Here is a 23,266-nt window from a genome sequence, read left to right on the forward strand (position 1 = left end):
TGCGTTGCTGAGCCGGGGCCCAGCATGCGGCGAGATGGGTCCCGGCTCTGCGCAGCAGCGTTTCACGCTGCAGCGCGTCCGGGACACAGGATTCCAATTTGATCCAGCGCAACGCGGACCTGCACCATTGTGCCTAATCTCGCTCCAATTCCGCCGTTCGAATGGAGCTTCGCATGAGCACCGCAACCAGGCCTTATCCCATTGTCCAGGACCTCATCGAGTCCTTTGCAAGCTGGCTGAAGCATCGCCGCGAGCTGAACGAGATCCGGCAGCTCGACCGGGCTGATTTCGATCGGATCGCACAAGATCTGCGGATCGCGCCTGACGATCTGGAGGAGTTGGTCCGCCACGGCAAGCACTCCGCCGACGAGCTGCCGAAGATGCTGGAGCAGCTCGGCATCAGCGCCGAAGGGCTCGGCCGCGCGCATCCGCTGCTGCTGCGCGACATGGAGCGGGTGTGCGCTCTTTGCAGCCACAAGGGCCAGTGCGATCGCGAGCTGGCCGACGGAACCGCCGCGGAGAACTATCACGGCTTCTGCGCCAATGCCTCGACACTGGAGTCGCTCGACCGCGCGGATCACGCGCGTCGCTAACGGGAGCGGATTTCTGCGACAGCGGACGAACGGATAGCGGTCGCTCTCCTCGGACACCAGCCGTTCCTACTCGCGTTCGACTGCCGGCCTTGCAAATCCCGTAGCAGACCGTCAACGCGGTCCGCGCGAAAATCAGGCACTAGCGGCCATCGCGGCGGCTTCCGCTGCGGCGCGTTGCATGCTGGTCGACATCTCGTTGGTCACCGTGCTTTGCTCCTCGATCGCGGCGGCCGTCGACGTCACATATTCGCTGACGTTGCTGATGGCCGTCTTGATCGAAGCCAGGGCGGTGACGACGTCTCCCGAGATGCCGTTGAGGCTACCGATCTCCGCGCCGATCTTGTCGGTGGCCTGCTTGGCCTGGTTCGCGAGGCTCTTGACCTCCGAGGCCACCACCGCGAAGCCGCGGCCGGCTTCGCCGGCGCGGGCGGATTCGATGGTGGCGTTGAGCGCCAGCAGATTGATCTGCCCGGTGATGTTGTTGATGAGCTCGACGATCCCGCTCATCGCCAGCGCCGCTTCCGTGAGGCGCTGGGCCTGGGCGTCGGCGGCGGCGACCTGATCGACTGCACTCATCGCGGTATCGCGGGATTTGGTCATGGCCTCGGAGATCTCCCGCACCGAGGCATTCAATTCCTCCGAACCGGCGGCGACCGATTCCATCATGCCGCGGACGCGCTCGTTGCCCATGCGGACCAGCACCTGCTTCGTGACGTCGGTCGCATATTTCACGACCTTGAACGGCTTGCCGTTGAGATCCATGATCGGGTTATAGGAGGCTTGGATGTAGACCTCCTTGCCGCCCTTGCCGATGCGCTTGTATTCGGCCGCCTGATACTGGCCGCGGTTGAGGGCCGCCCAGAACTCGCGATAGCCATTGCCATCGCGCTCCGACGGCTCGACGAACATGCTGTGGTGCTTGCCCTTGATCTCCGCCAGCGAATAGCCGAGCGCGCCGAGGAAATTGGCGTTGGCGGTCATGATCGTGCCGTCCATGTTGAACTCGATCACCGCTTGCGCCTTGTCGATCGCCGCGATCTGACCGGCGAGATCGGCGGTCTTCAGCTTCTCCGCCGTGACGTCGGTGGCGAACTTGACGACGCCGAACGGCTTGCCGTTCTCGTCGAGCAATGGATTGTAGGAGGCGAGGATCCAGACCTCGCGCCCCCCCTTGCCGATCCGCTTGTATTCGCCGGACTGGTATTCGCCGCGGTTGAGCTTGGCCCAGAGTTCGCGATAGGCAGAGCCGTCGTGCTCGCTCTGGGGCACGAACAGGCGGTGATGCTTGCCCTCGATCTCGGCGAGCGAATAGCCGAGCGCCTTGCAGAAATTCTCGTTCGCCGTGACGATGGTGCCATCGAGCTTGAACTCGATCACGGCCTGCGCACGGCTGATGGCGGCGATCTTCGACGCGTCCGCCATGCTGCGGATCTTCTTCGCGGTGATGTCGGTCGCAATCTTGGCAACCATCACCGTCTTGCCGTTGCCGTCGAGCACCGGATTGTAGGACGCTTCGATCCAGACCTCGCGGCCGCCTTTCGCGATTCGCTTGAACTCGCGCGCCTGATACTCGCCGCGGTTCAACGCGCCCCAGAACGCCTTGTACTCGGCGCCGTCGCGCTGGTCGGCGGAAACGAACATGGAATGATGTTTGCCCTGGATTTCATCGAGCCGATAGCCGAGGGCGTCGAGAAAATTCTTGTTAGCCGTGATGATGGTCCCGTCAAGATTGAATTCGATCATGGCCTGCGAACGGCCGATTGCTTCAATCTGAGATTGTGCATCGATGCGGGATTTACGACCGAACATTTCATCGCTCCGAAATTGATGCTTCGTCGGCAGCGCATGTGCTTCCAAACGGTTTAAGCATTCATGGTCTTGCTCGGGATTTCGTAGGGACCAGCTGTTCGTCCGATACGCGACCCTGCGCATGAAGCAGATAAACGAATCGAATTATCAGAGTATTTGTCCGATCGAAGACACGGTGGCCGGATTCTGCCAGCTCGACCGGCCGGGCAGAGTCGCATCGAGCTTTGCGGACGCCTCAGAGAGGCCAGTGGCCCTGAACTGCGAACGCCGGCCCGAGATCGTTATCGGTATTCGGCAAAGCGGCCGGCATTATTCGCTCTCACCCCGGCTTACGGTGATCCATGAGCACAAGAAAAACGTTCAGACATTTGCGTCGGGTGTCCAGACATTTTGTCGCAGCGGCACAACTTCGCATGCAGGTTCACGCTCCGGCTAGTGTCAACCACTCCCGCGGCGTCATGCCATGCAATTTCCAATTGGTAGCGCCGGAATGGCGATCCAGTAGTTTGAGCCTTTGAGGATTCTGATTTGGGCGGCGTCTCTTATCTCGACCGATATCCTTTGCTTCAATCCTGCGATAGCGAGTTCGCGCGCGACCGCCTGTTCGCCGAATATGGCGCCGACCGCTTCGACAGGCACGGCCGCGAGTTCGGTATCCAGGCCAATTTCGCTCGTTTGCAATCGACCGGCCTCGCGTTCTGCAGCTACGACGGCGCGGCGTCGCTCTCCTTTCCCGAATCGCAAGTTCTCCGCCAGATGTTTTCCATCCAGGGGGCTGCGAGCTTCAGGACCAATGGGAGCAGCGAGTCCATTGGCGCCTTTAGTCCGATCATCTCCGGAGACGCCAGGCTGGATCTGGAGTTTGCGCCCGGCTATCGCCAATTGGTGCTGAGGATCGATGCCGGCGCACTCGAGCGGTTGCTGAAGACAATCCTGGGCGATGATAGCGACATGAAGCTGCGCTTCGTCCCTGGCGAAGCTGATCCGGCGGTGATGACTTATGTTCGTCAGGACGTCTTCAGATTCGCGGAGGAGTTGGACAGGTTCGGACAGGATTACTCGCCCATAGCCATCGGCGAACTTGAGCGGGCGTTGATGGTGCGGATCCTTCTGGCGCACCGGCACAATTTCACCGATCGGCTTCAGGGCCCGGCGCCGGGCGCCAACCGGTCCGTCATCGACATCGTCGAATCCTACATTGAGGCTCATTGGGACAAACCAATCGACCTGGAGAAGATTGCCGCAATCGCCAACGTCAGTGTGCGGACGATTTATCGGGAATTCTCCGTGACGGGGCGGGGATCTCCGGGCCAGTGCGCGCGGCGCATCAGGCTTCAGCGCGCGACGGAACTCTTGCGACATCCCGATGAGCAGACCAGCGTCGTTGCCGTCGCGTTCAAATGTGGCTTCCAAAATCTTGGGCGCTTTGCATCGGAATATCGGCGAGCGGTCGGCGAGCTGCCATCCGAAACCTTGAAGAATGCGAGACGGAGACAGTGACGCGACGACGCAATTCCTGAATTCGCAGCAAAGCGCCGTCGAAAGCGGCGAGTCCTCAGCCCCTGCCCATCGCCGCAATCGCGTCCGCGATCTCGATCGTGCGCCGCGCCATGTCGGCGTGCAGGCGCTCCACCATGGCGCCGTCGAGACGGATCGCGCCGCGCGAGACGTTCTCCGGCAGCTCGAACGCCGCGATGATCTTTCGGGCGCGCGCGACTTCCTCTTCGGGCGGAGTGAAGATCGCGTTGCAGGCTTCGATCTGCGAGGGGTGAATCAGTGTCTTGCCGTCGAAACCGAGATCGCGGCCTTGCGCGCATTCGGTGGCGAAACCGTCGGAATTGGCGATGTCGCTGTAGGGGCCGTCGAGAATTTCGAGGCCATGGGCACGCGTCGCCAGGATGCAATGGGTGATCATTGGGATCATCGCGGCGCGGCCCGGCAGCATCTTGATGCGCGTCTCGCGCGAGATGTCGTTCGGGCCGAACACGAAGCCTGACAGGCGCCGCGCTGGATCGCGCCCCGCGGCCGCCAGCTCTTCGGCATGCAGCACAGCGCGTGCGGTCTCGATCATGGCCCAGACTTTTACGGTCGGCGCCGCGCCGAGCTCGGCGAGGCGGCGGCCGATCGTTTCGAGGTCCTCGACGCTTGAAACCTTTGGAACCAGGATTCCGTCGGGCGAGGCCTTCGCCGCCATCGCGACGTCGTCGGCCCACCAGGGCGTGTCGAGGCCGTTGGTCCGGATCAGGATCTCGCGCTTGCCGAACCCTTTGGCCGTGATCGCGGCGGCGATGCCGTCGCGCGCCACCGCCTTGGCATCGGGCGCGACCGAGTCTTCAAGATCGAGGATCAGACCGTCGGCGGCGAGATTACGCGCCTTTTCCAGCGCGCGGGGGTTGGAGCCGGGCATGAACAGATGGCTGCGGCGCGGGCGGGTCATGCAAGCGTTCCTTCCGTTTCCTCGTCTCACTTCCGACCGAAGCCGATAGCATCTGGCCTGCCTATTCGAAAGGCTTGTTCGTCCCAGCGGTATATGATTAGGCATAGGCCATGAACACATTCCCAGAGCATTTGCTGGAAGGTTACAAGGCCTTCGCCACCCAGCGGCTGCCGACCGAGCAGACCCGCTACCGCGAGCTGTCGGTGAAGGGGCAGTTCCCTGAAGTCATGGTGATCGGCTGCTGCGATAGCCGCGTCTCGCCCGAAGTGATCTTCGACGTCGGGCCGGGCGAACTCTTCGTGGTCCGCAACATCGCCAATCTGGTGCCGGTGTATCAGCCCGACGGCAACGCGCATGGCGTCTCGGCGGCGCTGGAATATGCCGTGACGGTGCTGAAGGTGAAGCACATCGTGGTGCTCGGGCACGCCCAGTGCGGCGGCATCCGCGCTTTCGTCGACAAGATCGAGCCGCTCACGCCCGGCGACTTCATCGGCAGATGGATGCAGATGTTCATCAAGCCGGGCGAGGTGGTGGAGCAGCGCGACCACGAGACCATGGCGCAATTCGTCGAGCGCATCGAAAAGGCCGCGGTGTTCCGCAGCCTGGAAAACCTGATGACCTTCCCCTTCGTGCAGAAGGCGGTCGATTCCGGCCAGATGCAGACCCACGGCGCATATTTCGGCGTCGCGGAGGGATCGCTGTTCGTGCTGGACAAGGCGGCGAAGGAATTCAGGAACGCGCGAAGCGTGGCGTAAGCCTGCCTCGGCTCGGCTTGAATTCGTAGAGTGGGCAAAGCGTAGCGTGCCCACCGCTTCTATCGCGATCGTGGAGAGATGGTGGGCACGGCGCTCCGCGCCTTTGCCCACCCTACGGCAGGGGAGTTACGCCGCCTTCTTCTTCGCGCTGATCAGCTTGCGGTTGATCAGGACTTCAGCGATCTGGATCGCGTTGAGCGCGGCGCCCTTGCGTAGATTGTCCGATACGCACCACAGCACGAGGCCGTTCTCCACCGTCGCGTCCTCGCGGATGCGGCTGATATAGGTAGCGTCCTCGCCGGCGGCTTCATACGGCGTGGCGTAACCGCCGGGCTCATGCTTGTCGATGACGAGGCAGCCCGGCGCCTTGCGCAGGATGTCGCGCGCTTCGTCCGCGCTGATCGGGTTCTCGAACTCGATGTTGACGGCCTCGGAATGGCCGACGAAAACAGGCACGCGCACGCAGGTCGCGGAGAGCTTGATCTTGGGATCAAGAATCTTCTTGGTCTCCGCCATCATCTTCCACTCTTCCTTGGTGTAGCCGTCCTCCATGAAAACGTCGATCTGGGGGATGACGTTGAAGGCGATGCGCGCGGGAAACTTCTTATTGACCAGCTCCTGGTTGGTGTAGACGGCCTTGGTCTGCGAGAACAGTTCGTCCATCGCATCCTTGCCGGCGCCCGACACCGATTGATAGGTCGAGACCACGACGCGCTTGATCGTCGCCTTGTCGTGCAGCGGCTTCAGCGCGACCACGAGCTGCGCAGTCGAGCAGTTCGGATTGGCGATGATGTTCTTCTTCTTGAAGCCCGCGGTCGCGTCCGCATTCACTTCCGGCACGATCAACGGCACGTCCGGATCCATGCGCCAGGCCGAGGAATTGTCGATCACGACGGTGCCGGCGGCGCCGATCTTCGGCGACCATTCCTTCGACACCTCGCCGCCCGCCGACATCAGGCAGATGTCGACGTCGGAGAAATCGTAATGCTCGAGCGCTTTGACCTTCAGGGTGCGGTCGCCGTAGGAGACCTCGACGCCCATGCTGCGGCGTGAGGCCAGGGCCACCACCTCGTCCGCGGGGAATTTGCGCTCATCCAAAATGTTGAGCATTTCCCGTCCGACATTGCCGGTCGCGCCGACGACTGCGACTTTGTAACCCATCGTTCACTCTCCGACGAAAAAGCTCTTTCCTGAAGCTGAGGCTTAAACAGGAAGAGCAGCGCTTCTATGCGAGAACCGGCCTCAAGACAACGTTGGACCATGCCTTAGGGACGTGGATGCAGTCGCCCGAGGCCAGCACGGCCGCAAACCCCACCCAGATCCATCTGGCGCTTGCAGCCTTCGCCGACGAGGTCGTCGGCACGCTGGCGCGCCTGTTCGCCTATGTGGGGGTTTTGGTGCTGTTTGCCATCCTCGGCCTTGCGGCACTCGGCCAGCTGCCAAACTTGCGCGACGATGAACCGGTGCTGAAGCCGGGTTGGAGCGTGGCCGACCGCTCGCCTCCGGCCTTCGCCCTCAGCCAGCTCGATTCGTCAGACAAAACAACCTCTTACACCATCCTCAGGCACCCCGAAGGCGGCCGCAGGGACGTGATGCGCTGGGCGGGCGACGCGGACAAGCCCATGGCCGAACTCATGGCGGAGCTCGAGATTTACCGGGAAGGCGGCGAATTCGACGTGGCGCGTCCGGCAGCAATGGATCTGGCCGTCCGGATGGGACTGGGCACCGCGACCCCCTTGGAGCAGGCCGGCCTGATCGACACGAAATTCGGCCCCGTCGCCCTGTTCCGGCCGACCGGCACCGCGGAGGGCGCGCGGGCCTGCCTTGGCTACCTCAAGCGCAGCGAGGAGCCGGCACTCCAGATCTCCGGATTCTCCTGCCAGGGCGACAGCCTGCCCGCCCGGCGCGCCGCGATCGCCTGCACGCTGAACCGGCTGACGCTGCTGACCTCGGGCAACGAGCCGAAGCTGGCCGAATTGTTCGCCCATGCGGAGCTGAAGCGCCGCCCCTGCGCGCTTCCAAGCGCGTCGGACTGGCTGCTCGGCGCCGCCAATGCGCAATTGCGCGGCGCGCTCTGACCGGCATCAAGCTCAAGTTGCTGTATCCATGCAACTTTTGCCGACGCGCACGATTATTCAGCGCTGGTGTGACCCAATAGACCTAGTTGCAGCCGCCCCGGCCGGGTTAGTATGAGGGCGAAATTGATTGGCGGCTTGCCGCCTGAAGGGGACGTGATGAGCTCGAATTTCTCTGCCGCGAACAAACTGGCGATGTGGCTTGCGGCCGGCGCCGTGATTGCCATGTCGTCAGCCTTCGCGACACCCGCCTCGGCCGACACCAAGAAGCAGCGCTATGACAGCGGCCGTCACTATTACGGCCCGAGCGGCCCCAATTCGAGCTATCAGCAGGGCCGCACCCGCATCTATGTGAGCAAGCGCTCCTGGCTCGACGGCGGCACCGAGGTCAATCCCGGCGACCGCAAGTTCTCGGACTACGCCTTCCCGCCGGCGGTGGGCTATCCGACCTTCGCGCGCGAAAATCTCAACCGCCCGATCGATCGCCAGCCGCTGAGCACGCCGCAGGATGTTGGCGGCTATCCGCAGAATTTCCCGCTGTACTGAGGCGGACAAATCGACCGAATCAAAATGGCCGGGCTCGCGCCCGGCCATTTTTGTTTGTGATGTAGCCCGGATGGAGCGAAGCGCAATCCGGGATTTTCGACGCTTGGCAAGAACCCCGGATTTCGCTTCGCTCCATCCGGGCATCCGGGCTACGACTCTAGGCGTGCAGCTTCTGCAATTCCTTCAAGATCGCTTCGCCCATCTGCGTGGTCGATGCGGGCGTGGTGCCTTCCGACTTGATGTCGGCGGTGCGCAGGCCGCTGGCCAGCACCGCGGCGATCGCGGCGTCGACCTTGTCGGCGAGCGCGCCCATGTCGAAGGAGTAACGCAGCGCCATGCCGAAGGACGAGATCATCGCGATCGGATTGGCGAGGCCCTGGCCTGCGATATCGGGCGCCGAGCCGTGTACGGGCTCGTACAACGCCTTGCGCTTCTTGCTCTTGACGTCGACCTCGCCGAGTGATGCCGAGGGCAGCATGCCGAGCGATCCCGTCAGCATCGCAGCGATGTCGGACAGCATATCGCCGAACAGATTGTCGGTGACGATGACGTCGAACTGCTTCGGCCACTTCACCAGCATCATGCCGCCGGAATCGGCGAGCTGGTGCTCGAGCGTGACGTCGGGGTATTCGCGCTTGTGGACCTGGGTCATGACCTCGTTCCAGAGCACGCCCGACTTCATGACGTTGCGCTTCTCCATCGACGTCACCTTGTTCTTGCGCTTCTTCGCAAGCTCGAAGGCGACGCGGCCGATGCGCTCGATCTCATAGGTGTCGTAGACCTGGGTATCGATGGCGCGCTTCTGGCCGTTGCCGAGATCGGTGATGGTCTTGGGCTCGCCGAAATAGACGCCACCCGTGAGCTCGCGCACGATCATGATGTCGAGGCCCTCGACCGCCTCGCGCTTCAGGCTCGAGGCCTCCGCGAGCGCCGGGTAGCACACGGCGGGACGCAGGTTGGCGAACAGACCGAGATCCTTGCGCAGGCGCAGCAGGCCGGCTTCGGGGCGCACCTCGTAGGGCACCGCGTCCCATTTCGGGCCGCCGACCGCGCCGAAGATGATCGCGTCGGCATCCTTGGCCTTGGCCATGTCGCCTTCCGAGATCGACACCTTGTGCGCGTCATAGGCCGAACCGCCGACGAGGCCGGTGTCGGTCTCGAACTTGGCGATCCCGGCCGAATTGAGCCAGTCGATCAGCCGCTTCACCTCGCCCATCACCTCGGGGCCGATACCGTCGCCGGGGAGCAGCAGCAGTTTGTGGGTCGCCATGGTCGTTTCCTCTGAGGTCAATTTCGGCCGGAGTGCTAGAGCGGCGATGCGTGCTTGGCAAGACACCATTGCCGCCTTCGCAGCTGTGCAAGGCGGGCAGGGCCTGCCACACTGTGCATGCCGGAGTACCCCTTGCACGCACCTGACCGCCCTCCACCCGATGCCCATCCCGCGCGGTTGATCCTGACCCTGTCGCTCGCCGCGACGGTCGGGCTGGGGATCGGCCGCTTCGCCTATTCGCTGGTGCTGCCCGACATGCGGGAGGACCTCGGCTGGTCCTACTCGGCGGCCGGTTTCATGAACACCATCAACGCCGTCGGCTATCTCGTCGGCGCCCTGGTGGCATCCCGGTTGATCGAACGGGTCGGCTGGTCGGCCGCGATCCGCGGCGGAACCCTGGCCTGCGTCGCCGCGCTTGCGACTTGCGCGCTGACCGGGAATTTCGTCGCGCTGAGCCTGGCCCGTCTCGTGCTGGGCGTGGGCGCCGCGGCCGGCTTCGTCGCCGGCGGTGCGCTGGCCGCATCCATCGCGCAGTCACGCCCGGAGCGGGCCAATTTCCTGCTCAGCCTGTTCTACGCCGGGCCCGGCATCGGCATTCTCTCCTCCGGGCTGATCGCCCCGTTCACGCTGCGATATTTCGGGCCGGGCTCGTGGTGGATCGTGTGGTGGGCGATGACCCTGCTGTCCGTCGTCATGACCGTGCCGCTGTTCCTGGTCCGCATCGAGAGCGGCGTGCGTTTCTCGCAAGGCAGCCACGGCGCCTTCGCGATTTTTCCCGTGCTGATCTATCTCGCAGGCTACTTCCTGTTCGGCGCCGGCTACATCGCCTATATGACCTTCATGATCGCCTATGTGCGCGACGGCGGCGGCGGGGCCGCGGCGCAGGCCGCGTTCTGGAGCCTGATCGGACTGAGCGCCTTCGTCACGCCATGGGCCTGGCGCCGCGTCCTCGCGCTCGATCGCGGCGGGCTGGCCACCGCCATCATCCTCGGCACCAACGCGCTCGGCGCCGCCCTGCCAATGCTCGGGCATTCGCCGGCATGGCTCGCGGTCTCGGCGGTCGTGTTCGGTGTCGCCTTCTTCGCCGTGGTCGGCTCGACCACCGCCTTCGTGCGCTTCAACTATCCGCCCGAGGTGTGGCCGACCGCGATTGCGGCGATGACGATCTCGTTCGGCGTCGGCCAGACGCTCGGCCCGATCGTTGTCGGCGCGATCACGGACGCGTTGGGGAGCTTGAGTTACGCGCTGAACGTGTCGGCGGCGCTGCTGGCGCTGGGCGCGGTTGCCGCGCTGTGCCAGAGGAAGGTGGGGCCGGCCAAAAGACCGGTGCAGTAGGGTGGGTTAGCCGAAGGCGTAACCCACCACTTCTGTCGCCGCGGAAACCAAAGAGGTGGGTTACGCCGAGCAGATGCGCTTCGCGCATCTGCAGGGCTAACCCACCCTACTGCAGCTTCGCCGGAGCGACGATCAGCTCCCGCTGAACGAATTGTACCCCTGGTCTTCCCAATAACCGCCCTTGTAGTCGTTGGTGACTTCCATCGACACCACGTATTTCGGGTTCTTGAAGCCGAGCTTGGTCGGCACGCGGATTTTCATCGGGAAGCCGTAGGCGCGCGGCAGGATTTCGCCGGCGTATTTGAACGTCATCTGGGTCTGCGGATGCAGCGCGGTGCGCATGTCGAGCGGAGAATTGTAGCCGTCCTTGTCGGCGCACTGGAACCAGACGTATTTGGCGCGCGTGTCGGCGCCGATCAGCTTGAGGAAGTCGCGCATCGGCGTGCCGGTCCAGCTGCCGATCGCGCTCCAGCCCTCGACGCAGATGTGACGGGTGATCTGCGTGACCTGCGGCAGCTTGTACAATTCCGGAAGCGTCCACGACTTCTTGTTGTCGACGAGGCCGCGGACCTCGAGCTTCCAGTCGGCACCGTCGACGTCAGGCGCGTCGTCGAGATCGTAATAGGCGTTGAACGGAAACGGCTTTGTGATCGCGCTCTCGGGAAACGTCGGCGCCAGCGCGTCGGGATTGAAGATGAAGGCCTGTACGGCGTCGTTGAATTTCGAGACGGATTTCAGCATCTCCTCGGCGGAGGACGAGTCGATCACGTCGCAGCCGGTGAGGAGTGTCAGCGCCCCTAAGCTGGCGCCGCCCGCGATGAAGCGGCGGCGGGTGACATCGGGCATCGTCTTGATGGAATCCTTGATCAGCAGCCGCTTGTCGACGCCGGGGATCAGGAATGAGCGCTTCGCCATGACTCTCTCTCCGCTCTAGCGGCCGATGATCATCGCGCGCAGGCTCTTCGGCACCAGCAGCGCGAGTAAAACGTGAATGACGAGGAAGGCGCAGATCGCGGCCATGCAGAAGAAATGGATGTAGCGCGCGGTCGGATAGTCGCCGAACAGGGACACGAGCCAGTGCAGCTGCACCGGCTTCCACATTCCCAGCCCCGACAGCACAATGATCACGCCGATCAGGATGATGCCGGCATAGAGCGTCCGCTGCACGTAATTGTAGACGGTGAGATCGGCATGGCCGAGCTTGAAAGTCAGGGCAGCCCTGACATCGTGGAGCACGCCGGACGGGGTGATCGGCAGCAGTTTTTTCCGGAAGCGGCCGGTGGCAAAGCCGGTGACGAGATAGGCGAGGCCGTTGATCATCAACAGCCACATCGCCGCAAAGTGCCAGAGCAGGCCGCCACCGAGCCAGCCGCCGAGCGTGTAGTCGCGCGGAAAGCTGAAACCGAACAGCGGCGAGGCGTTGTAGATCTGCCAACCCGATAGGATCATCAGGATCATGGCGAGGGCGTTGATCCAGTGCATGACCCGGACCCAGGCCGGCTGGATCACTTTGGCCGGGGTGGCGCTGACCTGCTCGTCGGTGACAGTGAGGCTCGACATGGCGGTTCCGTCCTGAACATCGTCTGACAGCAATTATACGCCGATGCGTCAGCTTTCGTTACGCCCTGCCCGGCATCGAATCGATACCGGCGGGGTATCATGTTCACAATAAAGCGAGCCGGGCACCCCCGGCTCGCCATTTCGTCGCATCCGGTTCGGGGGATGAAGCCGGACCGCGCGGTATTACGTCGCCGGCATCAGCACGGTGTCGACCACATGGATCACACCGTTCGACTGGTTGACGTTGGAGATCGTCACCATCGAGGTGCCGCCCTTGGCGTCGACGATCCAGACCTTGCCGTCCATCTTCTTCACCGTCAGCTCCTCGCCTTCGGCGGTCTTCATCTTCTTGCCGTCGGTGAGGTCGGACGCCTCGAGCTTGCCGGGCACGACATGATAGGTGAGGATCTTGGTCAGCGTCGCCTTGTTCTCGGGCTTGACCAGAGTGTCGACGGTGCCGGCCGGCAGCTTGCCGAAGGCGGCGTTGGTCGGTGCGAACACCGTGAACGGGCCCTTGCCTTCCAGCGTCGGCACCAGGCCGGCCGCCTTCACCGCCGCCACCAGCGTGGTGTGGTCCTTCGAGTTGACGGCGTTCTGGACGATGTTCTTGGACGGGAACATCGCGGCGCCGCCGACCATGACGGTCTTTTCCTCGGCGCGGGCGGGCGCGACAACCGTCGCGGTGATGGCCAGGGTGCTGAACGCGGCGGCAGCGAGATAGGCAATGCGCTTCGACATGGAGGGTCTCCCGATTGGATTGTGACCGGCGATTGCCGGCGTTCGAGTGGGCAACAACGGTGGCTGCGACCTGTGAGCGCAAAGCAGCAGCGACGTCGTTGGCTCGAATTACGGGAGGGTTTGCGAAGCGGTTTCGAACAAAACTTCTTTGTGATGCGTGAAACTAAGTGCGGGTGTGTTCGTGGGGTGAGGCGTTGTAGCCCGGATGGAGCGAAGCGTAATCCGGGTTGTTGCATACGGAGGGACTGGTCCCGGATTACGCTTCGCTCCATCCGGGCTACTTGCTGCCGCTCAATCCCTGTTGTGCGGCGTTTGAATAAACCCGCGGTTATGCGTCGGGCTGATCAGCAGTTCGTTGATGCACACTCGCGCCGGCATGCTCGCGATGAAGGCGATGGTGCGGCCGAGATCTTCGGATTGCAGCATCCTGGCCTGCTCCTCCTCGCTTGGCACCACCGGGCGCAGCTTCAGGATCGGGGTCGCCACCTCGCCCGGCATCAGGCAGCAGGCGCGCAAGCCGTTGACGCATTCATCCATGTTGAAGGAATGGGTCAGCGCCAGCACCGCATGCTTGGTCGTGGTGTAGGCCGGGCCCGGCATTTTCGAGACGTGGCGGCCGGCCCAGGACGAGACGTTGATGATGGAGCCGTCCTGCTGCTTGCGCATCGTCGGCAGCACCGCGTGCATGCAGTAGAGCACGCCGTTGAGATTGACCTGGACCAGCTTATCCCAGCCCTCCAGTTCCATGTCCTTCCAGCTGCGCTTGGGGACATTGATGCCGGCATTGTTGACCAGCAGGTCGATCCGGCCGTGCTTCGCGACGATTTGATCAGCCGCCTTCTGGGCCGCGGCGGCGACGGACACGTCCAGCGCAATGGCCTCGGCGGCGCCGCCCGCCCCGGTGATCTTCGCAACCACGGTATCGAGGGCGTCCTTGCGCCGGCCCGAGACCACCACCGTCCAGCCGTCGGCCGCCAGCGCTTCGGCGCCGGCCTCCCCGATCCCACTGCCGCCGCCCGTGACCCAGGCCACGCGTTTCCCGTTTTTGGTCATGCAAACTGTCTCCGTTGCTTCATCGGGGCGGTTTTTGCTAATCCAGCCCTCGGTTTTGACCGGCCTTGTCTGACGAGCCTTGTGGTCAAGCCTTGCGGTCGAGGAAATCTTGCATGAACCAAGCTGCCAACGCCAATCTGTTTTCCCGCCTGTTCGACGGCCTCGACGATCCGATGCGCCTCGCGATCGAGACGCATGACGGGGCCCGCATCAGCTATGGCGATTTGATCGCCCGGGCCGGACAGATGGCCAATGTGCTGGTCGCGCGCGGCGTGAAGCCCGGCGACCGCGTTGCGGTTCAGGTCGAGAAATCCGTGGCCAACATCGTGCTTTATTTGGCCACGGTGCGGGCCGGCGCGGTCTACCTGCCGCTCAACACCGCCTATACGCTGAACGAGCTCGACTATTTCATCGGCGATGCCGAGCCCTCGCTGGTGGTCTGCGATCCCTCCAAGGCGCAGGGCGTCGGTCCCATCGCGGCCAAGGTGAAGGCGAAAATCGAGACACTCGGGCCTGACGGCAAGGGCTCGCTGACGGACGCCGCCGACAAGGCGAGCAGCGAATTCACCACGGTGTCGCGCGCAAACGACGATCTCGCCGCGATCCTCTACACCTCCGGCACCACCGGCCGCTCCAAGGGCGCGATGCTGACCCACGACAATCTGGCGTCGAACTCGCTCTCGCTGGTCGGCTTCTGGCGCTTCACCGACAAGGACGTGCTGATCCACGCGCTGCCGATCTACCACACCCACGGCCTGTTCGTGGCGACCAACGTGACGCTGTTCGCGCGGGCGTCGATGATCTTCCTGCCGAAGCTCGACCCGGATCTAATCATCAAGCTGATGGCGCGCGCCACGGTGCTGATGGGCGTGCCGACGTTCTATACCCGCCTGCTCCAGAACGCCGCGCTGTCGCGCGAAACCACACGACACATGCGGCTGTTCATCTCGGGCTCCGCGCCGCTGCTGGCCGAAACCCATCGCGAATGGTCGGCCCGCACGGGGCATGCGGTGCTCGAGCGCTACGGCATGACCGAGACCAACATGAACACCTCGAATCCCTATGACGGGGAGCGCGTGCCCGGCGCAGTCGGCTTTCCGCTCCCTGGCGTCTCCGTTCGCGTCACCGATCCCGAGACCGGCAAGGAGCTGCCGCGCGACGAGATCGGCATGATCGAGGTCAAGGGCCCGAACGTGTTCAAGGGCTATTGGCGCATGCCGGAGAAGACGAAGGCGGAATTCCGCGACGACGGTTTCTTTATCACCGGCGACCTCGGCAAGATCGACGCCAAGGGTTACGTCCACATTCTCGGCCGCGGCAAGGATCTCGTCATATCCGGCGGCTTCAACGTCTACCCAAAAGAAATCGAGAGCGAGATCGACGCCATGCCAGGCGTGATCGAATCCGCCGTGATCGGCGTGCCCCACGCCGATTTCGGCGAGGGCGTTACGGCGGTGCTGGTCTGCAACAAGGGCGCCGATGTGACCGAGGCCGCGGTGTTGAAGGCACTCGACGGGCGCTTGGCAAAGTTCAAGATGCCCAAGCGGGTGTTCGTCGTCGACGAGCTGCCGCGCAACACCATGGGCAAGGTGCAGAAGAACGTGCTGCGCGATACGTACAAGGATCTTTACGCGAAGAAATAGGGGCGTGCTGTAACAGTATGACAGCGCCAATTTCGCTGTCGTCCTGGCGAAAGCCAGGACCCCTTACCCCGAGGGGTGGTTTGGCGAAGACTAGTGGTTGTCAGTCTCGAGTCACACTTCTGGCTGGGGCAATGGGTCCTGGATCGGCGCTCGCTCCGCGAGCTTGTCCAGGACGACGATGAAGAGACAGTGCGCGATAAGCTCCGTCAGAGCCCGCCCAGCAAACTCAGCACAAACCGGCTGCCGACAATAAACAGATAGCACCCGAACGCGACTTCCAGCCTCCGCTTCGACATCGCATGCGCGGCTCTGACGCCAAGCGGCGCCGTCACAAGGCTCATTGGCATCACCAGGACCGCGCCGATCAGCGAGACGTAGCCGAGCGCGAACGGGACTTGCAGGGCTGCAACGCCGGGATAGTGCGCGGCCGCAGGCCAGCCGGCATAGATGTAGCCGAGCGCACCGGGGATCGAGATCAGCACCGCGAGGGCCGACGAGGTCGCGACCGCCTGATGGATTGGGCGGCCGTAGAAGGTCATCAGCAGATTCGAAAACAGTCCGCCGCCGATGCCCATCAAGGTCGATAAAATGCCGACGCAGAAGCCGTAGACTCGCATCAGCGGCCCCTTCGGCAAATCATCGCCGAGCTTCCAGCTCGCGCGCGCGAAGATCAGCCGTACCGCGGCCGACCAGGCAACGGCGACGAACACGATCTTGAACAGCCGCTCCGGTGCGTAGCGCGCGACCACGCTGCCGGCGACGACGCCGATCAGGATCGGCAGCCACCAGACCCGAAGGATCGCAAGATCGACGGCGCCGCGCCTGTAGTGCGCCTGGAACGAACGGATCGAGGTCGGAATAATGACAGCAAGGGAGGTACCGATGCAGAGCGGCATCCGCACCTCCAGCGGCACACCCGCGATGCGGAAGCACTCGTAGAATACCGGCACCAGAATCGCGCCGCCGCCGATGCCGAACACGCCGGCCAAGAATCCGGAGAGCGCGCCCGTTGCGATCAGCAGCAGCGCGAGCTCGGCAATCTCCTTGATATCAAGTCCTGCAATCACCCCTGACCCGCCCCGGCGATGGCTCGCAACTTCTCCGATGCATCGCTCGGACAGCTACCCGCAATGCTCTAAGCGATCTGATTTGGCGGGTCGACCGCCGCATCGCCGGTCTGGGGTGGGATGCGGGGTGCGCATATCCGCCCGTCTCGCGAAAAATCGGCGCGCTCGGCGGAAATTAGGGGTTGCTCGCCGACCGTCCCTGCCGGCTCGGACGTCATGAACCGACTGGTTCGAACCCTGGCCGGCCCGTAGCGGCTTAGAGCCGTTCCAATAGTAATTTCAATGCGCCGCAGCTCTCCGACAAGGGATGAATTTATGTTCTGTCTTTAGTCGGTGCGCCATGGCCCTGGTATACCAAGCAGCCGATTGGCCTTGTTACATCAAGGGCCTAGAGCTGAACCCAAGTTCGATTTATGGCGATTTGGTGATTGCGCAGGTGAAATCGACTCCGTAAATAGAGCCGACCTTTCGCGATCCCCGCGCGCCCCATGCTGGGCCGCAATAAAGCAATTGAAGCCCATGACCGCACGGATCGAACGACCGCTTTCACCGCACATACAGACCTACCGCTGGACGCTGACGATGGCCCTTTCCATCGTCCATCGCGCCACCGGAATTGCCCTCTACGCCGGAACGCTGCTGCTGGCCTGGTGGCTGATTGCGGCGGCCTCGGGCCCCGCCGCCTACAGCCACGTTCAGGCCTTCACCGGCAGCATCATCGGCCGGCTGATCGTGTTCGGCTTCACCTGGGCGCTGATGCACCACATGCTCAGCGGCATCCGGCATTTCGTCTGGGACCTCGGCTACGGCTTCAAGGCCAATGAGCGCGAAGCGTTGACCTGGGGCGCGTTGATCGGTGGCGTCGTGCTCACGGTCCTGGTCTGGATCATCGCCTACGCGATCGGAGGCGGACGATGAGTTTCGACGAATCCCACGGCGCTCCGAAGGGCTCCTCCATGCGCACCCCGCTCGGCCGCGTGCGCAATCTCGGCGCGGCGCATTCGGGCACCTCCGATTTCTGGCGCCAGCGCATCACCGGCGTCGCCATGACGCTGCTGATGATCCCCGTGATCGTGATCGTGATGATGCTGCTCGGCCGCAACCAGGCCGGTGCCGCGCAGATCCTGGGCTCGCTGCCGGTCGCGGTGATCCTGCTGCTCTTCATCTTCGCCAGCGCCTGGCACATGAAGATCGGCATGCAGGTCGTGATCGAGGACTACATCCATAACGAGAAGCTGAAGCTCATCTCGATCATGCTCAACAACTTCTTCTCGTTCGCCGTGGCGCTCGCCTCGACCTACGCGATCCTGAAACTTTCCTCCGGAGTCTAAGCCATGCCAACCGGAACATCGGCCACAGATACCAATGGCAAGGCCAACGGCGCTCCCGCAACCAACGGCAAGGCCTACCCGATCGAAGACCACACCTATGATGTCGTCGTGGTCGGCGCTGGCGGCGCGGGCTTGCGCGCCGTGGTCGGCTGCAGCGAAGCCGGCCTCCGCACCGCCTGCATCACCAAGGTGTTTCCGACCCGCTCGCACACGGTCGCGGCGCAGGGCGGCATCTCGGCGTCCCTCGGCAATATGCACAAGGACGACTGGCGCTGGCACATGTACGACACCGTGAAGGGGTCGGACTGGCTGGGCGACCAGGACGCGATCGAATACATGGTGCGCAACGCGCCCGAGGCGGTCTACGAGCTCGAGCATTGGGGCGTGCCGTTCTCGCGCACCGAAGACGGCAAGATCTACCAGCGCCCGTTCGGCGGCATGACGCTGGACTACGGCAAGGGCCAGGCGCAGCGCACCTGCGCTGCCGCCGACCGCACCGGCCACGCCATGCTGCACACGATGTACGGCCAGTCGCTGCGCCACGCGGCCGAGTTCTTCATCGAGTTCTTTGCCATCGACCTGATCATGGACGACCAGGGCACCTGCCGCGGCGTCATCGCGCTCAAGCTCGACGACGGCACGCTGCACCGCTTCCGCGCCCAGTCCGTGATTCTGGCGACCGGCGGCTATGGCCGCGCCTACGCGTCCTGCACCTCGGCGCACACCTGCACCGGCGATGGCGGCGGCATGGTGCTGCGCGCCGGCCTGCCGATGCAGGACATGGAGTTCGTGCAGTTCCACCCGACCGGCATCTACGGTTCGGGCTGTCTCGTCACCGAAGGCGCGCGCGGCGAAGGCGGCTATCTCGTCAACTCCGAGGGCGAGCGCTTCATGGAGCGTTATGCGCCCTCCGCCAAGGATCTGGCGTCGCGTGACGTCGTCTCGCGCGCGATGACCATCGAGATCCGGGAGGGGCGCGGCGTCGGCAAGAAGAAGGACCACATCTTCCTTCATCTCGACCATCTCGATCCCGCGGTGCTGGCCGAGCGCCTGCCGGGCATCTCGGAATCCGCAAAGATCTTCGCCAATGTCGACGTGACGCGCGAGCCGATCCCGATCGTGCCGACCGTGCACTACAACATGGGCGGCATCCCGACGAATTATCACGGCGAAGTCCTGACCAAGAAGGACGGCGACGACAACGCCATCATCCCCGGCCTGATGGCGATCGGCGAGGCCGCCTGTGTGTCAGTGCACGGCGCCAACCGTCTCGGCTCCAACTCGCTGATCGACCTCGTCGTGTTCGGCCGCGCCGCGGCGCTGCGCCTCGCCGAGAAGCTCACGCCGAACGCCAGCCAGCCGGAATTGCCGGCGAACTCGTCCGACCTGGCGCTCGGCCGGCTCGACCATTACCGCTACGCCTCCGGCGGCACGCCGACCGCGAAGCTGCGCGAAGGCATGCAGCACGTGATGCAGAACAATTGCGCGGTGTTCCGCACCGGCGACATCCTGAGCGAAGGCCAGAACCTGATCGAGAAGGTCCATAGCGGCATCACCGACATCGCCGTGTCCGACCGCTCGCTGGTGTGGAATTCCGACCTGATCGAGACGCTCGAATTCGACAATCTGATCGCGCAGGCGGTGGTGACGATGAACTCGGCCGCCAACCGCACCGAGAGCCGCGGCGCGCATGCCCGCGAGGACTTCTCCGAGCGCGACGACAAGAACTGGATGAAGCACACGCTGGCCTGGCTGGAAGATTCCGGCAAGGTCAAGATCGAGTACCGCCCGGTTCACGACTACACCATGACCAACGACGTGCAGTACATCCCGCCGAAAGCTCGCGTTTACTAAACGGCGCGCGTGTACTGAGCGAACAGCGAAAGCTTTATCGAAATGGTTGAATTCGCACTTCCGAAGAACTCAAAGATCACCGGCGGCAAGACCTGGCCGAAGCCCGCGGGCGCGACTGAAACTCGCGAATTCCGCGTCTACCGCTGGAATCCGGACGACGGCAAGAATCCGAGCGTCGACACCTATTACGTCGACACCCAGGATTGCGGGCCGATGGTGCTGGACGGCCTGATCTGGATCAAGAACAACATCGACCCGTCGCTGACCTTCCGCCGCTCCTGCCGCGAAGGCGTCTGCGGCTCCTGTGCGATGAACATCGACGGCCAGAACACGCTGGCCTGCACCCGGTCGATGCACGACGTGAAGGACGGCGCGGTGAAGATCAATCCGCTGCCGCACCAGCCTGTCGTGAAGGACCTCATCCCCGACCTCACCAATTTCTACGCACAGTACGCTTCGGTCGAGCCGTGGCTGAAGACGACGTCGCCGACGCCGCAGAAGGAATGGAAGCAGAGCCACGAAGACCGCGAGAAGCTCGACGGCCTCTACGAGTGCATCCTCTGCGCCTGCTGCTCGACCTCGTGCCCGAGCTATTGGTGGAACAGCGAGCGCTATCTCGGTCCCGCCGCGCTGCTCCAGGCCAACCGCTGGGTGTCGGATTCGCGGGATGAAGCGACCGGCGAGCGGCTCGACAATCTCGAGGACCCGTTCCGCCTCTATCGCTGCCACACCATCATGAACTGCGCCAAGGCCTGCCCGAAGGGCCTCAACCCGGCGGAGGCCATCGCGGAGCTCAAGCTCAAGATGGTCGAGCGCCAGATCTAGGCGTCATTCATGCTGCGATCCCCGGCCGGAACGGCCGGGGCATTCTACGGCGGGCAGGTGTTCGAGTAGATTTTGCCTCCGCCCCTGCACGGGCGAGCCGGGGGATTGCAACCTCTGGTTCCCGCTACAAGCCGCTTCCTTCCCGGCGCGAAATTCAAGTAAGCTCTCCGGTGTGGGACCGGAGCGACCGTGCAGGGCGCACAACGCAATTCGCTGAGATTGCTGCAGTGGATGATGGCCGCGTCCCTGGCGCTGCCGATTGCACTGTTCGCGATCGCCGTCTCGATCTCCTACACCTCGACAAAAGCCATCGCAGACCGCGAGATCGAGCGCACCCTCGATGTCGCGCACGAGCACGCGCTCAAGGTGTTCGAGACCATCGACCGGAGCCTCGCCGAGATCAACGAGGTGGTGCGCGGCATGCCCGACGACATCATCCGCGCGCGCGAACCGGCCCTGCACCGCCGCCTGAAGCAGCTGACCGATTCGCTGCCGCAGCTGAAATCAGCCTGGATCTTCGATGCGGACGGAAAGTCGCTGGTCAACAGCCTGGCCTCGCCGCCGCCGGCGCAGAGCTTTGCGGACCGTGATTACTTTGCCGCCCATGTCGACCAGAGCATCGGCAGCTACATCGGCGTTCCCCTGACGCCGCGCCAGCCCTATCAGGGCGCGCGCTTCTTCGGAGTCAGCCGCCGCCGCGGCTCCGACGACGGCAGCTTCATCGGCGTGATCCAGGCCTCTGTCCTGCCGGAATATTTCGAGAGCTTTTACGCCAGGATCGGCTCCGATCCCGGCAGCTTCCTCGCGATGGGGCGCACGGACGGCGTGGTGCTGGCGCATCTTCCGCGGCTGGACCGCGACGTCAGGCTCGATCCTAACGGGCCGGTCGGCCGGAGCATCGCAGCTCACCCCGAGCATGGCCTCATCACCATCGTCTGGCCGTCGGACGAGGTCGAGCGGCGCATCGGCTACCGACGCATCGCCGAATACCCGATCTATGTCAGCGCGGGGCTGGAGACCTCGGCGATCCGCAAGCGCTGGTTCGCCACCATGGGCCAGCATCTGGTGTTCGGCATTCCCGCCACCGCGCTGCTGTTTCTGCTGCTGGCGTTCGCGTTCCGGCGCACCCAGCATCTCCAGGCCGAGGCCGCAGCGCGGCGCGAAGCCGAGGAGGCGCTCAAGCACAGCCAGCGCCTGGAGGCACTCGGGCAGCTCACCGGCGGCGTCGCGCACGACTTCAACAACCTCCTGACCGTGATTCGCGCTTCCGTCGACCTGCTGAACCGGCCGCAACTGAGCGAGGAGCGGCGGCAGCGCTACATCACCGCCATCGCGGACGCGGTCGGGCGCGCGGCCAAGCTGACCTCGCAGCTGCTCGCCTTCGCACGGCGCCAGACCTTGAAGCCGGAAGTGTTCGATGTCGGCGCGCGGCTGCGGTCGCTGCAGGACATGCTCGCGACGCTGCTCGGGCCCGCGATCGAAATCGCGATGCGGCTGCCGACCGAGCCCTGCCTCGTCGATGCCGATGCGAGCCAGTTCGAGACGGCGCTGATCAACATGGCGACGAATGCGCGCGATGCCATGCACGGCAAGGGCAGGATCGTCTTCAAGGTCGAGGCCGCGGCGACCATTGCGGACACACGGGCTCCCGTCTCGGGCAACGCTGACCTTCCTGGCAACCACGACCTTTCCGGCAAACATGGCTTCGTCGGCATTGCCGTCAGCGACACCGGCATCGGCATTCCGGCTGCGCGGCTGGAGCGCATCTTCGAGCCGTTCTTCACCACCAAGCAGGTCGGCCACGGCACCGGTCTCGGCCTGTCGCAGGTGTTCGGCTTCGCCCGGTAGTCCGGCGGCGAAGTGACAGTCACCAGCGAGGTGGGCTGCGGCAGCACCTTCGCGCTCTATCTGCCGCGCGTGGCGCCGCATTTGTTGCCGCAGCGGCAGGCACCGAACACCGCGCCGGCCGTGGCCGGCAGCGGCATGTCGGTGCTGCTGGTCGAGGACAATATCGAGCTCGCCAATTTCGCGGCCGACGGCCTCACCGAGCTCGGCTACAGCATCACGCTGATCGACAATGCAACCGATGCACTCGCCGAGCTGATTATGGATTCCGATCGCTTCGATGTCGTCTTCTCGGACATCGTGATGCCCGGCATGACCGGGCTCGATCTCGCGCAGGCGGTCCGCGACCGCGGCATCGGCGTGCCGGTCGTGCTGACCACCGGCTACAGCGAGGCGCTGTCCCAGGACGGCAACATCGATGTCGAGCTCGTGCAGAAGCCCTACGCGATCGATCAGTTGTCGCGTGTGCTGCACCGGGTCGCACGGCTCCGCCGGGTCCGCGACGGGGCCGCTGAGTGAGTCGACACTGG

20 protein-coding genes and 1 pseudogene are annotated in these 23,266 nt (G+C 63.9%); 12 read left to right on the forward strand and 9 right to left on the reverse strand.

Annotated features, from left to right (window positions below):
* Positions 1-173: 173 nt before the first annotated feature.
* Complete coding sequence (locus tag AC0L2F_RS14235) at positions 174-593, forward strand: hypothetical protein (RefSeq protein WP_473248792.1); 420 nt, start codon at positions 174-176, stop codon at positions 591-593.
* A gap of 132 nt (positions 594-725) precedes the next feature.
* Here the strand turns inward: AC0L2F_RS14235 and AC0L2F_RS14240 are convergent, their stop codons facing one another.
* Positions 726-2,402: a methyl-accepting chemotaxis protein gene (locus AC0L2F_RS14240; RefSeq protein WP_473248793.1), complete on the reverse strand. Its 1,677-nt coding sequence runs from the start codon at positions 2,400-2,402 to the stop codon at positions 726-728.
* A 561-nt stretch (positions 2,403-2,963) separates the two neighbouring features.
* On the opposite strand from AC0L2F_RS14240, the gene AC0L2F_RS14245 reads away from it, so the two are divergent.
* On the forward strand, positions 2,964-3,902 hold the full coding sequence (locus AC0L2F_RS14245; protein ID WP_473248930.1) for a helix-turn-helix transcriptional regulator: 939 nt from the start codon (positions 2,964-2,966) through the stop codon (positions 3,900-3,902).
* Positions 3,903-3,957: 55 nt separating this feature from the next.
* Here the strand turns inward: AC0L2F_RS14245 and AC0L2F_RS14250 are convergent, their stop codons facing one another.
* Positions 3,958-4,839: an HpcH/HpaI aldolase/citrate lyase family protein gene (locus AC0L2F_RS14250; protein WP_473248794.1), complete on the reverse strand. Its 882-nt coding sequence runs from the start codon at positions 4,837-4,839 to the stop codon at positions 3,958-3,960.
* A 110-nt stretch (positions 4,840-4,949) separates the two neighbouring features.
* On the opposite strand from AC0L2F_RS14250, the gene AC0L2F_RS14255 reads away from it, so the two are divergent.
* Positions 4,950-5,594, forward strand: coding sequence for a carbonic anhydrase (locus AC0L2F_RS14255; RefSeq protein WP_063992331.1), 645 nt, complete (start codon positions 4,950-4,952; stop codon positions 5,592-5,594).
* Between the two features lie 126 nt (positions 5,595-5,720).
* Here the strand turns inward: AC0L2F_RS14255 and AC0L2F_RS14260 are convergent, their stop codons facing one another.
* The gene (locus tag AC0L2F_RS14260) at positions 5,721-6,755 is read right to left on the reverse strand and encodes an aspartate-semialdehyde dehydrogenase (protein ID WP_007604250.1); all 1,035 of its coding nucleotides are present in this window, start codon (positions 6,753-6,755) and stop codon (positions 5,721-5,723) included.
* Positions 6,756-6,871: 116 nt separating this feature from the next.
* On the opposite strand from AC0L2F_RS14260, the gene AC0L2F_RS14265 reads away from it, so the two are divergent.
* Both AC0L2F_RS14265 and AC0L2F_RS14270 read left to right on the forward strand, forming a co-directional pair.
* Positions 6,872-7,672: a hypothetical protein gene (locus AC0L2F_RS14265; protein WP_473248795.1), complete on the forward strand. Its 801-nt coding sequence runs from the start codon at positions 6,872-6,874 to the stop codon at positions 7,670-7,672.
* Between the two features lie 156 nt (positions 7,673-7,828).
* On the forward strand, positions 7,829-8,215 hold the full coding sequence (locus AC0L2F_RS14270; RefSeq protein WP_027514960.1) for a hypothetical protein: 387 nt from the start codon (positions 7,829-7,831) through the stop codon (positions 8,213-8,215).
* Between the two features lie 157 nt (positions 8,216-8,372).
* Here the strand turns inward: AC0L2F_RS14270 and leuB are convergent, their stop codons facing one another.
* Positions 8,373-9,485, reverse strand: a complete 1,113-nt coding sequence (leuB, locus tag AC0L2F_RS14275) for a 3-isopropylmalate dehydrogenase (protein WP_007604245.1) — start codon at positions 9,483-9,485, stop codon at positions 8,373-8,375.
* Between the two features lie 132 nt (positions 9,486-9,617).
* Here leuB and AC0L2F_RS14280 point away from each other — a divergent pair, with 132 nt between their 5' ends.
* Complete coding sequence (locus AC0L2F_RS14280) at positions 9,618-10,820, forward strand: YbfB/YjiJ family MFS transporter (RefSeq protein WP_473248796.1); 1,203 nt, start codon at positions 9,618-9,620, stop codon at positions 10,818-10,820.
* A 132-nt stretch (positions 10,821-10,952) separates the two neighbouring features.
* Here AC0L2F_RS14280 and AC0L2F_RS14285 read toward each other — a convergent pair whose 3' ends face one another.
* From AC0L2F_RS14285 to AC0L2F_RS14300, 4 genes are all read right to left on the reverse strand, one after another.
* Positions 10,953-11,735: a molybdopterin-binding protein gene (locus AC0L2F_RS14285; RefSeq protein ID WP_007604241.1), complete on the reverse strand. Its 783-nt coding sequence runs from the start codon at positions 11,733-11,735 to the stop codon at positions 10,953-10,955.
* A gap of 15 nt (positions 11,736-11,750) precedes the next feature.
* On the reverse strand, positions 11,751-12,380 hold the full coding sequence (locus tag AC0L2F_RS14290) for a cytochrome b/b6 domain-containing protein (RefSeq protein ID WP_007604239.1): 630 nt from the start codon (positions 12,378-12,380) through the stop codon (positions 11,751-11,753).
* Between the two features lie 183 nt (positions 12,381-12,563).
* Positions 12,564-13,118 carry a fasciclin domain-containing protein gene (locus AC0L2F_RS14295; protein WP_007604237.1) on the reverse strand — a complete coding sequence of 185 codons (555 nt, stop codon included), beginning with the start codon at positions 13,116-13,118 and terminating at the stop codon, positions 12,564-12,566.
* 291 nt (positions 13,119-13,409) lie between these two features.
* Entirely contained in the window at positions 13,410-14,171 is a 762-nt protein-coding gene (locus AC0L2F_RS14300) for an SDR family oxidoreductase (RefSeq protein ID WP_473248797.1), read from the reverse strand.
* A 113-nt stretch (positions 14,172-14,284) separates the two neighbouring features.
* Here AC0L2F_RS14300 and AC0L2F_RS14305 point away from each other — a divergent pair, with 113 nt between their 5' ends.
* Complete coding sequence (locus tag AC0L2F_RS14305; protein ID WP_473248798.1) at positions 14,285-15,814, forward strand: malonate--CoA ligase; 1,530 nt, start codon at positions 14,285-14,287, stop codon at positions 15,812-15,814.
* A gap of 206 nt (positions 15,815-16,020) precedes the next feature.
* On the opposite strand, the gene AC0L2F_RS14310 is transcribed toward AC0L2F_RS14305, so the two are convergent.
* Positions 16,021-16,881, reverse strand: a complete 861-nt coding sequence (locus tag AC0L2F_RS14310; RefSeq protein WP_473248799.1) for a sulfite exporter TauE/SafE family protein — start codon at positions 16,879-16,881, stop codon at positions 16,021-16,023.
* 519 nt (positions 16,882-17,400) lie between these two features.
* Between AC0L2F_RS14310 and sdhC the strand changes: the two genes are divergently transcribed.
* From sdhC to AC0L2F_RS14335, 5 genes and pseudogenes are all read left to right on the forward strand, one after another.
* Entirely contained in the window at positions 17,401-17,799 is a 399-nt protein-coding gene (gene sdhC, locus AC0L2F_RS14315; RefSeq protein ID WP_007604228.1) for a succinate dehydrogenase, cytochrome b556 subunit, read from the forward strand.
* The gene (gene sdhD / locus AC0L2F_RS14320; protein WP_007604227.1) at positions 17,796-18,212 is read left to right on the forward strand and encodes a succinate dehydrogenase, hydrophobic membrane anchor protein; all 417 of its coding nucleotides are present in this window, start codon (positions 17,796-17,798) and stop codon (positions 18,210-18,212) included. Before sdhC ends, sdhD begins: the two co-directional genes overlap by 4 nt.
* Before the next feature lie 3 nt (positions 18,213-18,215).
* Positions 18,216-20,066 carry a succinate dehydrogenase flavoprotein subunit gene (gene sdhA, locus AC0L2F_RS14325; RefSeq protein ID WP_007604226.1) on the forward strand — a complete coding sequence of 617 codons (1,851 nt, stop codon included), beginning with the start codon at positions 18,216-18,218 and terminating at the stop codon, positions 20,064-20,066.
* Positions 20,067-20,108: 42 nt separating this feature from the next.
* Entirely contained in the window at positions 20,109-20,891 is a 783-nt protein-coding gene (locus tag AC0L2F_RS14330; RefSeq protein ID WP_007604225.1) for a succinate dehydrogenase iron-sulfur subunit, read from the forward strand.
* A 189-nt stretch (positions 20,892-21,080) separates the two neighbouring features.
* Positions 21,081-23,255, forward strand: a pseudogene (locus AC0L2F_RS14335) (hybrid sensor histidine kinase/response regulator).
* Positions 23,256-23,266 lie beyond the last annotated feature (11 nt).

It is taken from the genome of Bradyrhizobium sp. Ken64 (assembly GCF_055807555.1).